This window comes from Sphingobium sp. B11D3B, from assembly GCF_025961735.1.
Classification (GTDB): Bacteria; Pseudomonadota; Alphaproteobacteria; order Sphingomonadales; family Sphingomonadaceae; genus Sphingobium.
Genome location: NZ_JAOQOF010000001.1, coordinates 146,784 through 159,725, shown reverse-complemented (window position 1 = coordinate 159,725; position 12,942 = coordinate 146,784). Strand labels below are relative to the sequence as shown.

Here is a 12,942-nt window from a genome sequence, read left to right as displayed (position 1 = left end):
TGTCACGCCATCACACCAGATACTTGACCAGCACGAACCCACCGACGCCCAACGCGCCGACAATCGCCGTGATCAGCCCGAAGTTCCGGTCGATAAAGGCCTTCATCGGCTCTCCGAACTTCCACAGCAAACCCGCGACCAGAAAGAACCGCGCGGCCCGCGAAATGATGCTCGCGATCACCAGCACATAAAGGGGCATCCCGGTGGCGCCCGCCGCAATGGTGATCACCTTGAAAGGCAGCGGCGTGAAGCCGGCGAGCAGCACGATCAACCAGCCTTGCTCGTTAAAGCGTTGCGCGAAGTGCTGAAACTCCGCCGTCAGACCATAAAAATCGAGGATCGCCCGCCCGATCGTATCGAACAGGAACATGCCGATGACATAACCGAGCAATGCGCCCAGCACGGACGCCACGGTGCAGATCAACGCGTATTGAAAAGCCTTGTGAGGCTTGGAAAGGCACATTGGCCCCAGCAGCACGTCCGGCGGAATCGGGAAGAAACTGCTTTCCATGAAGCTGATGCCGAACAGCCAGCGCGGCGCGGTGCGATGCCCAGCCTTCTCGAGAGTCCATTCATAGATGCGACGCAGCATTGGCGCTCCCCGGCGGTGTCAGGCTGCCTGCGCCTGCCCGCCCCCGCTGCGTTCGTCAAGCACTGCCCACCGCAAGGCAGGCGGCGAACATTAGCAAACCGGCGAAGCGGTTGGAGCGAAACTTGATGAGCGGGTCCTTGCCATCCTCGCGCAAGGTCCAGACCTGCCAGCCGAACTGCACCGCCAGAGGCGCCAGCGCCACGAGCGAGAGCCAGCTCGGCACCCCCTGCCAGAGCGCTCCGCCCCACAGGAGCAGCGCAAGGACAAAGCAAAGTCCCACGCCCGCCCGCACATGCGGCCCCATCGCCAGGGCGCTGGAGCGGATGCCGACCAGCGCGTCATCCTCCTTGTCCTGCAGGGCATAGATGGTGTCATAGGCGATCACCCAGAAGAAGGCGCCGCCATAGAGCAGCAGCCCCGCGGCGTTCATGCCCCCGCTGATCTCCACCCAACCCACCAAGGCGGCCCAGGTGAACACCAGCCCCAGCCAAGCCTGCGGCCACCAGGTAATGCGCTTCATGAACGGATATGCCGCGACCAGCGCAAGGCTCGCCAGCGCCACGACCTGCGCCTGCCAGCGCAATTGCAGCAGCACGATCAACCCGATGAAGCACAGGATGAGCAACCACGCCCAGCCGGCCTTGAGCGATACGGCGCCGCTGGCGATGGGCCGATTGGCGGTCCGCGCCACCTTCGCGTCGAGGTCGCGGTCCACGATATCATTGTAGACACAGCCAGCGCCCCGCATCGCGATGCTGCCAATCAGGAACCAGAGCAGCATCGTCCAGCGCTCGGGCACCCCGCCGGCAAGCGCGATCGCCCAGGCGCCGGGCCAGAACAGCAGCCACCAGCCGATCGGCCGGTCGAGCCGCGCCAGCAGCGCATAGGGCCGTGCCGCAGCCGGGAGCAGGCGCAAGAGACCCTGCGCTTCGGTATCCGGCACATATTGCGGCTCGCTGCGCTCCATCGCCTTGCTAGTCCCTGTTGCCTTGATGGTCGCCCTACCCCTGCGCCAGGAGCGACCATCCGATCAACCCCTCCTTGCGCCCGGCCCCCTTTTCCGCCTTCTCTTGGTGGCCTCCGCCCATATGGCTTGAGCGGCGTATGTATAATTTCACCGTTCGTGTCGCGCTTTCCCGTTCGTGTCGAGCGAAGTCGAGACACGCCCCTCGACTTACGCCACGCTGATGAGTGTCTCGACTTCGCTCGACACGAACGGAATTGAGACGTTGCCGATTCAACGGACGATGCACTAGGGCAATGCCCATGCCCGCCACCCCTGCCTGGCCACCCAAATCTACGCCGCGCCTGTTCGTCGAGACGGCGCTCGGCGAGCAGGTTGCCGTGCCGGTCGAGGGCAACAGCGCTCATTATCTGATTTCGGTCATGCGCATTCGCGAGGGCGACACCGTCCTTCTCTTCGATGGCCACTCGGGCGAGTGGAGCGCCACCGCCGAGCAGGTCCGCAAGCGCGATCTCGTCCTGCGCTGCACGGCGCAGACGCGCCCGCCGGAGAGCGTGCCGGACTTCTGGCTCTGTGTCGCCCCGATCAAGAAGGGCCGGATCGATCTGGTCGCCGAAAAGGCCTGCGAACTGGGCGTCGCGCGGCTCGTCCCGGCCCGCACCGAGCGCAGCATCGTCGACAAGGTCAACGGCGAGCGGTTGCACGCCCATTTGGTCGAGGCCGCAGAGCAATGCGGCCGCACCGCGCTGCCGGAACTGGCCGACCTCACCACCCTCCCCGCCCTGCTCGCCGACTGGCCGGCTGACCGCGCCCTGTTCTTCGCGGACGAGACGGGCGGCGAGCCGATGACCACGAGCTTTGCGGCGAACACCGGTCCGGCCGCCCTGCTCATCGGGCCGGAGGGCGGCTTTACCGAGAAGGAGCGCGCGCTGATCCGCGCGCATCCGGCCGCCCGCCCCATCTCCCTTGGCCCGCGAATCCTCCGCGCCGAGACCGCCGCCATCGCCGCCACGGCCTGCTGGATGGCGCTCAACGGTGACTGGACAAGTTTCGAATCGAAATGAATTTGCGCGGGCGCGGCAAACCTCTTATGGGCGCGCCGATGCAGGGCGAGGACCGGATCACGCAATGAGTACACGCAAGGAAACGGCGGGCGAAGATCCGATCATCGAGTCTCGCAGCCAGCTCATCAGCCTGTTCCAGGATGGCGAAAAGCCTGCGGATCGCTGGAAAATCGGCACCGAGCACGAGAAGTTCGTCTACCGCCTCGCAGACCATCGCGCGCCCTCGTATGATGAGCCCGGCGGCATTCGCGATCTGCTCGATGGCCTGCGCACGTTCGGTTGGGAACCGGTCGAGGAAGGCGGCAAGGTCATCGCGCTCTCGGGCAGCGATGGCACAATCAGCCTTGAGCCTGCCGGCCAGCTCGAACTCTCTGGCGCCCCACTCGATAATCTCCACCAGACCTGCGCCGAAACCGGGCGGCATCTGGAACAGGTCAAGGCCATCGGCGACAAGCTGGGTCTGGGCTTCCTCGGCCTTGGCATGTGGCCGGACAAGACGCGTGCTGAACTGCCGATCATGCCCAAGGGCCGCTATGGCATCATGCTGCAGCACATGCCGCGCGTCGGCAGCATGGGCCTGGACATGATGCTGCGCACCTGCACGATTCAGGTCAATCTGGATTATTCCAGCGAAGTGCGCATGGTGAAGATGTTCCGCACCAGCCTCGCGCTCCAGCCACTGGCGACAGCTCTCTTCGCCAATTCGCCGTTCACGGAGGGCAAGCCCAACGGCTACCTCTCCTATCGCAGCCACATCTGGTCGGACACCGATCCGCACCGCACCGGCATGCTGCCCTTCGTGTTCGAGGATGGCTTCGGCTACGAGCGCTATGCCGATTACGCACTCGACGTGCCGATGTACTTCGTCTTCCGTGACGGCAAATATATCGACGCCGCCGGCCAGAGCTTCCGCGACTTCCTCGATGGCAAGCTGCCCGCCCTCCCCGGCGAGCGCCCGACCATTGGCGACTGGGAGGATCACCTCTCCACCGCCTTCCCGGAAGTGCGCATGAAGAGCTTCCTCGAAATGCGCGGCGCCGATGGCGGCCCGTGGAACCGGATCTGCGCCCTCCCCGCCCTGTGGGTCGGCCTGCTTTATGACGATGGCGCGCTCGACGCGGCCTGGGATCTGGTCAAGGACTGGACGATGGAGGAGCGCGAAACCCTCCGCACCGAAGTCCCCCGCCTCGCCCTGCGCGCGCCCGTCCCTGGCGGCCGTACCCTGCAGGACATCGCCGGCGAGGTGCTCGCGATCGCCCGCTCTGGCCTCGCGGCCCGCGCCCGCCTCAACAGCATCGGCGAAAATGAAGGCGGCTATCTCTCCGCGCTGGACGAAGTCGTCGCCACCGGCCGCACCCACGCCGAACGCCTGCTGGACCGCTACAATGGCGCCTGGGACGGCGACATCACGAAGGTCTACGGCGAAGAGAGTTTTTGAAAGGCGGACGCCTCAACATTAAACGCTGCACACCACTCGTCATTCCCGCGAACGCGGGAATCCAGATGCGGCGTGGGATCTGAGCGGTAGCGATCAACTGGATTCCCGCGTGCGCGGGAATGACGAAGTGATGAACCGAACCCTCACCCCTCCCGCGGCATCCGGTTCCATGCATCCAGCGCCGCAATCTTGTAGGCCTCCGCCAGCGTCGGATAATTGAACGTGTTCTCGATAAAATAATCGATCGTGCCTTTGAGGTTCAGCACCGCCTGGCCGATGTGGATCAGCTCCGTTGCGCCCTCGCCGATGATGTGCACGCCAAGCAGCCGCCGCGTCTTGAGCGAGAAGATCATCTTCATCAGCCCTGAATCCAGCCCCATGATGTGCCCGCGCGAGGTTTCGCGAAAGCGCGCGATCCCGCATTCATAGGGAATCTTTTTCGCCTTCACGTCCTGCTCGCTCATGCCGACCGTGGAAATCTCCGGCACCGCGTAGATCCCATAGGGGAAATAGGCCGGCGCCGGCGGCATCGGCAGATCGAACGCATGGCACGCCGCGATCCGCCCCTGCTCCATCGAGGTCGAGGCAAGGCTGGGAAAGCCGATCACGTCGCCCGCCGCGTAGATGTGCGGCACCTCGGTCTGGAAGGTCTTGGGATCCACCTTCAGCCGGCCGCGATTGTCCACCGCCAGTCCGCAATGCTCCAGCCCGAGCGTATGCGTCGCGCCCACCCGGCCGGCCGCGAACAGCATCATCTCGGAGCGGATCGCGCGCCCGTCCTCCAGCGTCGTGACGACGGCTCCGCTCGCATCCTTCGCCACATTGGTGACCTTGGCGCCCAGCCGGATGGTCATGCCCCGGTCGCGCAATTGATGGATGAATTCCTCGATGATCTCGCGATCAATGAAGTCCAGGAATGTCTCGCGCGGCTCGATGAGCGTCACCGCCACATCCAGCGCTGAGAAGATCGTCGCATATTCGATGCCGATCACGCCCGCGCCGATCACCACCAGCGAGCGCGGCACGCGCGGCGCCTCGATCAGCACGTCACTGTCCAGCACGATATCGTCGTCGAAGGGGATATTATCCGGCCGGAACGGCGCAGTGCCGACCGCAATCAGGATGCGTTCGCCGCGCACCCGCAATTCGCTTTCGTCCGGCGCGGTAACCAGCAAGGTGTGCGGATCGATAAAACGAGCAAATCCCTCCAGCGTGCGCACCCCATTGCGCTGGAACTGGTGCTCCAGCACGTCCACCTCATGCTCCAGCGTTTTGTCGATCCGATGATCGAGATCGCTGCCGCCAATGTCCTTCTTCACGCGGTAGGAGCGGCCGTAGAAGCCGCGCTCGCGCCAGCCCGTCAGATTGAGCACGGTCTCCCGCAGGGTCTTGGAGGGAATGGTGCCGGTGTGCACGGACACGCCGCCGACACGCTTGCGCCCTTCCACCACCAGCACCGATTTACCGAGCTTTGCGGCCTGCACCGCTGCCCGGCGCCCGGCCGGCCCACTGCCGATCACGACGAGATCATAAACATCCATAATGGCGCCCCCCGCTGCCTGACAGGCTGCTTGCCTGTCCACCCGCCTTCCAAGGGACATCCTCTCGAAGCGATGATGGTGGTGCATTTCCCCCGCCTTTGCAATGTTCTCTCCAAGGCGGCCGGGCCTAGCCTCAAATGGCTTAGATTTGATTTACCATCGCTCCGTCCCGGCGTCTCCTCGCGAGGGCCGTGGCCGCGCAGTGCAATCCGCGTCCTCGCCTCCGGGGACTTACTTCTCCGCCCCATGCCCCCTATACTGAAGACCGGCCTTGAACCGGCGGTGTTATATCGCAATATTACACCCCAAGGAGACCCAGATGGCGACCAGCGCGACGACGACCCAAGACAAGCTCGATCTCACCCCACCCGAGGTGGTGCCCAATGTGACGGCTGAACGCGCTGCCGGCCTCGTCCCGCTGGAAGATGAGAAGAAGAGCAAGCTCGACGAAAAGGTCGATGCTTTTGTCGAGGAACTGGCCGCGCTCGACGCCAATTCCCCCGAGTTCGGCGCCAAGGTCGATCAGATCACCAATATGGGCCGCAAGGAGATTGCGGAAGCTGCCGGCCACTCCAACCGCTTCCTCGATCGCCCGGTGCGCGCCATGGACGCGGACAGCAATGTCGGAACCGACCTTGCCGAGCTGCGCCGTGTCATCGAGGATCTCGATCCCGGCAAGCGCGGCAATCTGCTCGCGCCGCGCAAGCTCTTCGGCATCATCCCGTTCGGCAACAAGATGCGCAACTATTTCGACAGCTACAAGTCGAGCCAGACGCACATCAACTCGATCCTCGGCAGCCTCGCCAGCGGCAAGGACACGCTGATCAAGGACAATGCCGCCATCGATGTCGAGCGGCAGAACATGTGGGCGACCATGGGCCGGCTGGAGCAGATGATCCACATCGCCAAGGCCATGGACGCGCGGCTCGAACAAAAAGCCTTCGAGCTGGAGGCGACCGATCCGGCCAAGAGCAAGGCCATCAAGGAGAGCGCGCTGTTCTACGTGCGCCAGCGCACCCAGGACCTGCTGACGCAAATGGCGGTCACCGTGCAAGGCTATCTGGCGCTGGATCTGGTCAAGAAGAACAATGTCGAGCTGGTGAAGGGGGTGGACCGCGCGAGCACGACCACCGTCTCTGCCTTGCGCACGGCGGTCACCGTAGCGCAGGCACTGGCCGGGCAGAAGCTGGTTCTCGACCAGATCACCGCCCTCAACACGACCACGGCCAATCTCATCGATTCGACGGGCGAACTGCTCAAGACCCAGTCGGCGCAAATCCATGAGCAGGCGGCCAGCAGCACAATCCCGCTGGAGACGCTGCAGCGCGCCTTCCAGAATATCTACGACACCATGGACAATATCGACACCTTCAAGCTGAAAGCGCTGGAGAATATGAAGACGACGGTGAACACGCTGAGCACCGAAGTCGAGAAGTCGAAAGGCTATATTGCGCGCGCGGAGGGTCAGGCCCGCGCGCAGGCAGCGGTGACCAGCGGCCAGTCTCCGCTGACGGCAATCGAGTAACAGGGCCGCCATGCCCAGCGAAGTCGACGAGATCGTCCAGCGCGCCAATGAGCTGATTGCGCGGACCAGCGAGCGCTACCGCCATACCGGTCGCAAGATCGCCCGGATGCAGCGCGACTGGACGCGGCGGCTCAAGCGCATGATCCTCGCGGTCGCTGCCGTGCTGGTCGGCGCAGCGATTGCCGGGTTCGTGCTGGGCGGCATCGGCACCACGGGCGTTCTGCTGGTCATGGGCCTGCTCATCGCCTGCCTCGCTTTCGCGTTCATCTCCACCGAGCCCCGCGTCATGGAGCCGGAACGGCTCGCGCAGGCGGACCTCAAGACGCTTCCGCAAAAGACCGAGATCTGGCTCGACAATCAGCGTCGCGCGCTGCCGGCGCCCGCCATTCCCATCGTCAACGCCATCGGCAACCGCTTGGAGACCCTGGCACCGCAGCTCGCCAAGCTCGACCCCCGCGAGCCCGCCGCCGTCGAGGTCCGGCGCCTGCTCAGCGACCATCTGCCGGAACTGGTTACCGGCTATCAGTCGATTCCCGAACCGCTGCGTCATGTCCCTCGCAACGGCCGCGTGCCGGACGCGCAGCTCGTCGAGGGCCTCTCTGTCATCGAGCAGGAGATCGCGCATATGACGGCCCAGCTCGCCGATGGCGATCTCGACAAGCTCGCTGTCCATAACCGCTATCTTGAGCTCAAATATCAGGAAGCCCGCCAACTCGGCGAATAACGCCGGTCGCTCCGCCCCGCGCCCGCTATGAGGCGGTTTTTGCGACAGAAAAGCCTGTTCAGACTTGAACAGCCGTCTCGGCTTGCTACATTGGATGTGCGGGCCGGGCCCCTCTGGCGAGCAACGACGTTCCCCCTGCGTCAGCTCGTGATGTCGGACCGCATCGGGTGACACCGGTGCGACGTCTGGCACCCCCATGCAGACAAGATCATCGCCCGGTTGTCACCCGAGTTTTGGAAACCTTCCAACGGAGTGGCATATGTCCAAGCATATCTTCAGTCTCCTTGATCGGCACCAGAAGCTCGATGAAGCCCTGCGCTTTGAACAGCGGCAGCGCGCGCCGGATTTCGGAAAGCTGCAGCGACTCAAGCGCCTCAAGCTGGCGGTCAAGGATCGGCTTGCCTTGATGGCGCGCCGGCGCCACCTCGTGCCGAGCGACTGATCTCCCTCGATTGTCGCGAAATGCAGTTGCGGCGCCCGGCGTTTATGCGCGTCGGGCGTCCTTTTTTTGAGCCAGCGGCACGCGCTGGCTTTGGCCGAGCCACAGCTTCACGGTCAGTTCGCCGCCCGCCAGCGTATCCACCTGTTCCAGCGCCACGCCTGCCGCCGCAAACCACGCCCTGATCTGCTCGTCGGAAAAGCCCAGCCGGCTATGGGCATCGCGCGTTCTCAACTCCTCCCGCTCATGCGGCGCGAAATCGACGATCAGCAGCCGCCCGCCCGGCCGCAAGGTGCGCGCGATCTCGGCGATGACCCGCTCGGGCGCCTGCGCATAATGCAGCACCTGATGCAAAATCGCCGTGTCCGCAGAGCCATCTTCAATGGGCAAAGCACTGAAATCACCGGCCAGAAAATGCACCTGGTCGGCGATGTCGCGCGGCAGCTTCCCGCGCGCGAGCCGCAGCATTTCGGCACTGCGATCGATCGCCAGCACCTGCTCGGACTGCGCAGCGAACAGCGTCGCGATCCGCCCCGTCCCCGTGCCCACATCGAGCAAGCGGCCAAGCTTGTGTGTCTTGAGCATCGCCAGCATGGCCGCTTCCACATCGGCCTCCGGCACATAGAGCGAGCGCTGGGCGTCCCATTCCTCGGCATGGCTGGCGAAATAATCCTCGGCGGCGCGCGCCCGCTCCGCCCGAACGGCCGTAAGGCGGGCCTGGTCCGCCTCGATCCACAGCCGCTCGCTTGCCGAGGGTGCCGCCGCGTCAAGCAGGGCCAGCAATGCCGGCGTCTCCTGTCCCCCGCACAGACGCAGGAACACCCAACTGCCTTCCTTCCGCCGTTCCGCCAGCCCGGCCTCCACCAATATGCGGACATGCCGGGAGACGCGGGGCTGGCTCTGCCCGACGACGAGCGCGACTTCGCCCACCGCCAGTTCCATCTCACGCAGAAGATGCACGATCCGCAGCCTCGTGGGATCGGCAAGAGCGCGGAAAAGATCGAGTTGTCCCAGCATCGCCCGGCTGTCTGCGGCATCCGTGGAGGCAGTTCAAGCCATAGCTTTCATCGCTGGTTAATGGGCATCATTACCAAGGGATTGCGCTGGCGCTCACAAATCGATACGAATCGCTTCGCAGGCAAAGGGGGGGGACCCCTTCCACAGCTTCTGCTCGGTTTGAATTCATCAAGGGGTTTGCCCATGACCAAGACTATTGCCATCTCGCTTGTTCTGGCTGCTTCGCTCGGCCTCGCCGCGTGCTCCAAGTCCGAGACCAACGAAGCCGTCAACAACACCGTGAACATGTCGAACGACGTGGAAAACGCTGCCGACAACACCATGAACGCCGCGGGCAACGCGATGGACAACATGGCGAACGGTGCTAGCAACGTCGCCAACAACGCGATGTAATCCACGGCTTTGCCGCAAGAATTCGAAAAGGGCTGCCGGCGATCCGGCGGCCCTTTTTTATTGCGCGCTCGCCTTAGCGGAACACCCATTGGCGGTTGAGCGTGAAGACCAGCACCGGCGTGATCACGCCCATCAAGGGAATCGGTGACCAGAGCGGCAGCATCAGCCGTTCCACGCACAGCCAGACCCAGAAGGCGTTGAGCGCCAGACTGAGCAGCGAAACGATCCCAAAGCGCACCGCCTGCGCCATCGGACGATCCCGGCTACCATGCCCCCGAAACGTGAAGCGGCCATGCAGCACATAGCCTGTCGCTACCGCCACCAGATAGCCGCAGACATTCGCGAGCTGCGGATGGACGCCCAGCGATTGCGCCAGAATCCAGTAGACCGTCGCCTGCAGCCCGGTGACGAAGCCGCCGGTCAGCGCATAGCGCACGAGTTGTCCACCGATCATCAGTTCCACGCCTCTACGGTCGACCGGCGTTTCGATTCGCCCATGTGTGATTTGCCCCGTTGCGCTTTTGATGCACATGGCTAAGCCCTAGGCCGTGAACTCGGCAGCGGCAATGGTCGCGGTTCCCCATCGGGGAAGACCGCGGGCGGATCGGGACAAGAAGACCGCGCTGCCAGTTCCTGCACATACGGCTATCGGGCGCTGAACCATGCGGATTGACAGTTCTGCCACTCAAACCGGGTGGATATCGCGCACGAGCCGGCTGTGGCGCGCCATAGACGGGTTCGCGCAGCGCGAATGGCGCTGGATCATCCTCATCGCGTGGCTTATTATCGCGGCCTATTTCCTCAATCGCTCCGCCGACGCGATCCGCTTCCTCTCCCTTGGCGATACCGACGATAATATGCGGTATCTGCAAGTGCGGGACTGGCTCGCCGGACAGAGCTGGTGGGATTTGCGGCAGCACCGCATGGCCCCGCCCGATGGCGCCAATATCCACTGGAGCCGGCTGGTCGATCTGCCCATCGCCGCCCTCATCCTCTTCTTCAGCCTGTTCACCGATCGCGCGCGCGCCGAGGAACTGGCGGTTGGCGTCGAGCCACTGCTCCCATTGCTGCTGCTGATGCTCGCCCTCGCCTTTATCGCCCGGCGCTTGTCGGATCGTGGCCAGGGCCAAGGCTGGTTCATCGCGATGCTGCTGCCGCTGGGCGCCGGCATGGGCCTCTCCATGTTCATGCCCCTGCGCGTCGATCATCATGGCTGGCAGTTGGCGCTGACCGCGACCGCCCTGGCCGGCCTTGTCGATCGCAAATGGACGCGCGGCGGGGTCGTCACCGGCGTTGCAAGCGCTCTCTCCGTGGTCATCGGCATGGAAATGCTGGTGTATCTCGTCGGGGCCGGCGCGCTCATTGCCTTGCGGTGGATTTTCAAGGAAGGCGCTGCCCGCCGCGTCCGCCCCTATGCGCTTGGCCTCGGCGGCACGACGGCGCTTGGCTACGCGCTGTTCGCCAGCAACGCCAATCGCGCGCCGGTATGCGATGCCATCTCACCGGTCTGGGCCAGCGTGCTCGTGCTGACAGCGGGCGTTCTTTATGGCCTCACCCTCCTGCCGCTCCGGGGCTGGCTGCAGCGCCTGGGCGCTGCGGCCCTTGGGGGAGCGGCCGTTCTCGCTTTTGCATGGCTGAGCTGGCCCAATTGCGTGACGGACCTCTACGGCATCTCGCCGGAACTCCAGAAAAGCTGGCTGGTCTACATCCGCGAGGCCAAGCCGATCTACGTGCAGGCGCAATCGAGTTGGGTGCCGATGATCAGCCTGCCGATCACCGGTCTGCTCTGTGGCCTGATCGGTTGCTGGGCCTCCCGCCGCGATTCGGAGCGGATGTGGGCCTGGGCCACGGTCACGCTGATGATCGCCTTCGCCATCGCGCTGACTTTCTGGCAAATCCGCGCTGGCCCTGCCGCTCAGCTTCTGGCCATTCCCCCGGTCGCCTGGGCGGGCTGGGCGATCATCGTGACCCTGATCACCGGCTCGTGGGCGCGGCGACTGCTCGCCGTGCCGGCCGCGCTCGTCCTCATCTGGGCGAGCAGCGTCTATTTCCTCTATCCCATCGTTTCGAAGGCCTTTGCCCAGGCGCCCAAGCCAGAAAACCAGGTGAACGCCGCTCGTACAACGCATAACCAAGCGCCGCCCTCGGCGAAGAACGCCTCAGCCAACAGCACCAACGCCGCACCGGCGTCCAATCTGTCTGCGATCTCAAAACCCGCCACAAAGCCCCTCACCGGCGCGCATCGACCGGAAGTGCGCTGCCGCACCCAACCCGCTCTTCAACCGCTCGACCAGATCGAGCCTGCGACGATCTTCACCCTTGTCGATCTCGGGCCGCGCCTCATCGCGATTACGCATCACACGGTCATTGCCGGCCCCTATCACCGCAATCAGGAAGCCATTCTCGACGTGCACCATGCCTTCGATGGGTCGCCCGAGACATTCCGCAAGATCGCGCAGAAGCGCGGCGCGACCTATCTGCTCTATTGTCCCGGCTTCCCGGAAGGGACGATCTACCAGCGCCGCAGCCCTAAAGGCTTCTATGCGCGGCTGGCGCGTGGCGAGACATTCCCCTTCCTGACCCCGGTCACCGTCAAAGCGGCGAGCGAGCTGCCATACCGGCTTTACCGGATCGAGCCGCTGGAGACGCAGGCGTCTTCCGCAACCGCGTCACCGCCGCGCGGCGAAAAAGTCCCGCAAAAGGTCCGCTGAGCTGTCCTCGCCGATGCCGGGGAAAATCTCCGGACGGTGATGGCATTGCGGCTGCGCAAAGACGCGCGCGCCATGTTCGACGCCCCCGCCCTTGGGATCGGCAGCGCCATAATAAAGCCGGGCGATCCGGGCATGGGCAATGGCGCCTGCGCACATTGGGCAGGGTTCGAGCGTCACCCACAGGTCGCAATCGCCCAGCCGGTCCTGCCCGAGATGTGCGCAGGCAGCGCGGATCGCGACGATCTCGGCATGCGCCGTGGGATCGCGGTCGCGCCGGTTGCGATTCTCGCCCTGCGCGATCACCGCGCCATTCCGCATTATCACAGCGCCGATCGGCACTTCCCCCGCTTCCGCAGCGCGGCGCGCGCAGTCCAGCGCCAGACGCATCGGCTCGGGCAGGGGAAAAGCGCTCGACATGATCGCAGCTAGTGGCTCATCCGCCCTTCCCTGTCGAGGCCAGTCCTGCTAGGCCGCGCGCAAGGACAGGGTCGTTTTGCGGGAAACCGCCTTGACGATTCGTCCCCCGCCTTGTAT

Annotated in this window: 13 protein-coding genes; 7 read left to right on the top strand and 6 right to left on the bottom strand. The window is 64.4% G+C overall.

All coding sequences use genetic code 11. The features are described from left to right. Positions 1–10 precede the first annotated feature (10 nt). Together M2333_RS00760 and ubiA are read right to left on the bottom strand one after the other, a co-directional pair. Entirely contained in the window at positions 11–592 is a 582-nt protein-coding gene (locus tag M2333_RS00760; protein WP_264571072.1) for a YqaA family protein, read from the bottom strand. A gap of 55 nt (positions 593–647) precedes the next feature. Next, the gene (ubiA, locus tag M2333_RS00755) at positions 648–1,559 is read right to left on the bottom strand and encodes a 4-hydroxybenzoate octaprenyltransferase (protein WP_264610514.1); all 912 of its coding nucleotides are present in this window, start codon (positions 1,557–1,559) and stop codon (positions 648–650) included. Positions 1,560–1,858: 299 nt separating this feature from the next. On the opposite strand from ubiA, the gene M2333_RS00750 reads away from it, so the two are divergent. Together M2333_RS00750 and M2333_RS00745 are read left to right on the top strand one after the other, a co-directional pair. Beyond that, positions 1,859–2,620, top strand: coding sequence for a 16S rRNA (uracil(1498)-N(3))-methyltransferase (locus M2333_RS00750; protein WP_264610513.1), 762 nt, complete (start codon positions 1,859–1,861; stop codon positions 2,618–2,620). Positions 2,621–2,684: 64 nt separating this feature from the next. Beyond that, positions 2,685–4,058: a glutamate--cysteine ligase gene (locus M2333_RS00745; RefSeq protein ID WP_264610512.1), complete on the top strand. Its 1,374-nt coding sequence runs from the start codon at positions 2,685–2,687 to the stop codon at positions 4,056–4,058. Positions 4,059–4,201: 143 nt separating this feature from the next. Here M2333_RS00745 and sthA read toward each other — a convergent pair whose 3' ends face one another. Then, the gene (gene sthA, locus M2333_RS00740) at positions 4,202–5,599 is read right to left on the bottom strand and encodes a Si-specific NAD(P)(+) transhydrogenase (RefSeq protein ID WP_264610511.1); all 1,398 of its coding nucleotides are present in this window, start codon (positions 5,597–5,599) and stop codon (positions 4,202–4,204) included. Between the two features lie 319 nt (positions 5,600–5,918). Between sthA and M2333_RS00735 the strand changes: the two genes are divergently transcribed. The 3 genes from M2333_RS00735 to M2333_RS00725 all read left to right on the top strand — a co-directional run bounded on the left by M2333_RS00735 (position 5,919) and on the right by M2333_RS00725 (position 8,290). Beyond that, positions 5,919–7,124 carry a toxic anion resistance protein gene (locus tag M2333_RS00735; protein WP_181560383.1) on the top strand — a complete coding sequence of 402 codons (1,206 nt, stop codon included), beginning with the start codon at positions 5,919–5,921 and terminating at the stop codon, positions 7,122–7,124. A gap of 10 nt (positions 7,125–7,134) precedes the next feature. Next, on the top strand, positions 7,135–7,848 hold the full coding sequence (locus M2333_RS00730) for a hypothetical protein (RefSeq protein ID WP_181560384.1): 714 nt from the start codon (positions 7,135–7,137) through the stop codon (positions 7,846–7,848). A 259-nt stretch (positions 7,849–8,107) separates the two neighbouring features. Then, entirely contained in the window at positions 8,108–8,290 is a 183-nt protein-coding gene (locus M2333_RS00725; protein ID WP_181560385.1) for a DUF465 domain-containing protein, read from the top strand. A gap of 42 nt (positions 8,291–8,332) precedes the next feature. Here the strand turns inward: M2333_RS00725 and M2333_RS00720 are convergent, their stop codons facing one another. Then, on the bottom strand, positions 8,333–9,304 hold the full coding sequence (locus M2333_RS00720) for an ArsR/SmtB family transcription factor (protein ID WP_264610510.1): 972 nt from the start codon (positions 9,302–9,304) through the stop codon (positions 8,333–8,335). Between the two features lie 183 nt (positions 9,305–9,487). Between M2333_RS00720 and M2333_RS00715 the strand changes: the two genes are divergently transcribed. Beyond that, positions 9,488–9,697 carry a circumsporozoite protein gene (locus M2333_RS00715; RefSeq protein WP_181560387.1) on the top strand — a complete coding sequence of 70 codons (210 nt, stop codon included), beginning with the start codon at positions 9,488–9,490 and terminating at the stop codon, positions 9,695–9,697. A gap of 73 nt (positions 9,698–9,770) precedes the next feature. On the opposite strand, the gene M2333_RS00710 is transcribed toward M2333_RS00715, so the two are convergent. Next, positions 9,771–10,151, bottom strand: coding sequence for a GtrA family protein (locus M2333_RS00710; protein ID WP_264610509.1), 381 nt, complete (start codon positions 10,149–10,151; stop codon positions 9,771–9,773). 208 nt (positions 10,152–10,359) lie between these two features. On the opposite strand from M2333_RS00710, the gene M2333_RS00705 reads away from it, so the two are divergent. After that, positions 10,360–12,408 carry a hypothetical protein gene (locus tag M2333_RS00705; protein WP_264610508.1) on the top strand — a complete coding sequence of 683 codons (2,049 nt, stop codon included), beginning with the start codon at positions 10,360–10,362 and terminating at the stop codon, positions 12,406–12,408. Here M2333_RS00705 and M2333_RS00700 read toward each other — a convergent pair. Continuing rightward, positions 12,367–12,825, bottom strand: a complete 459-nt coding sequence (locus M2333_RS00700; RefSeq protein WP_264610507.1) for a nucleoside deaminase — start codon at positions 12,823–12,825, stop codon at positions 12,367–12,369. The genes M2333_RS00705 and M2333_RS00700 overlap by 42 nt on opposite strands. Positions 12,826–12,942: the final 117 nt, after the last annotated feature.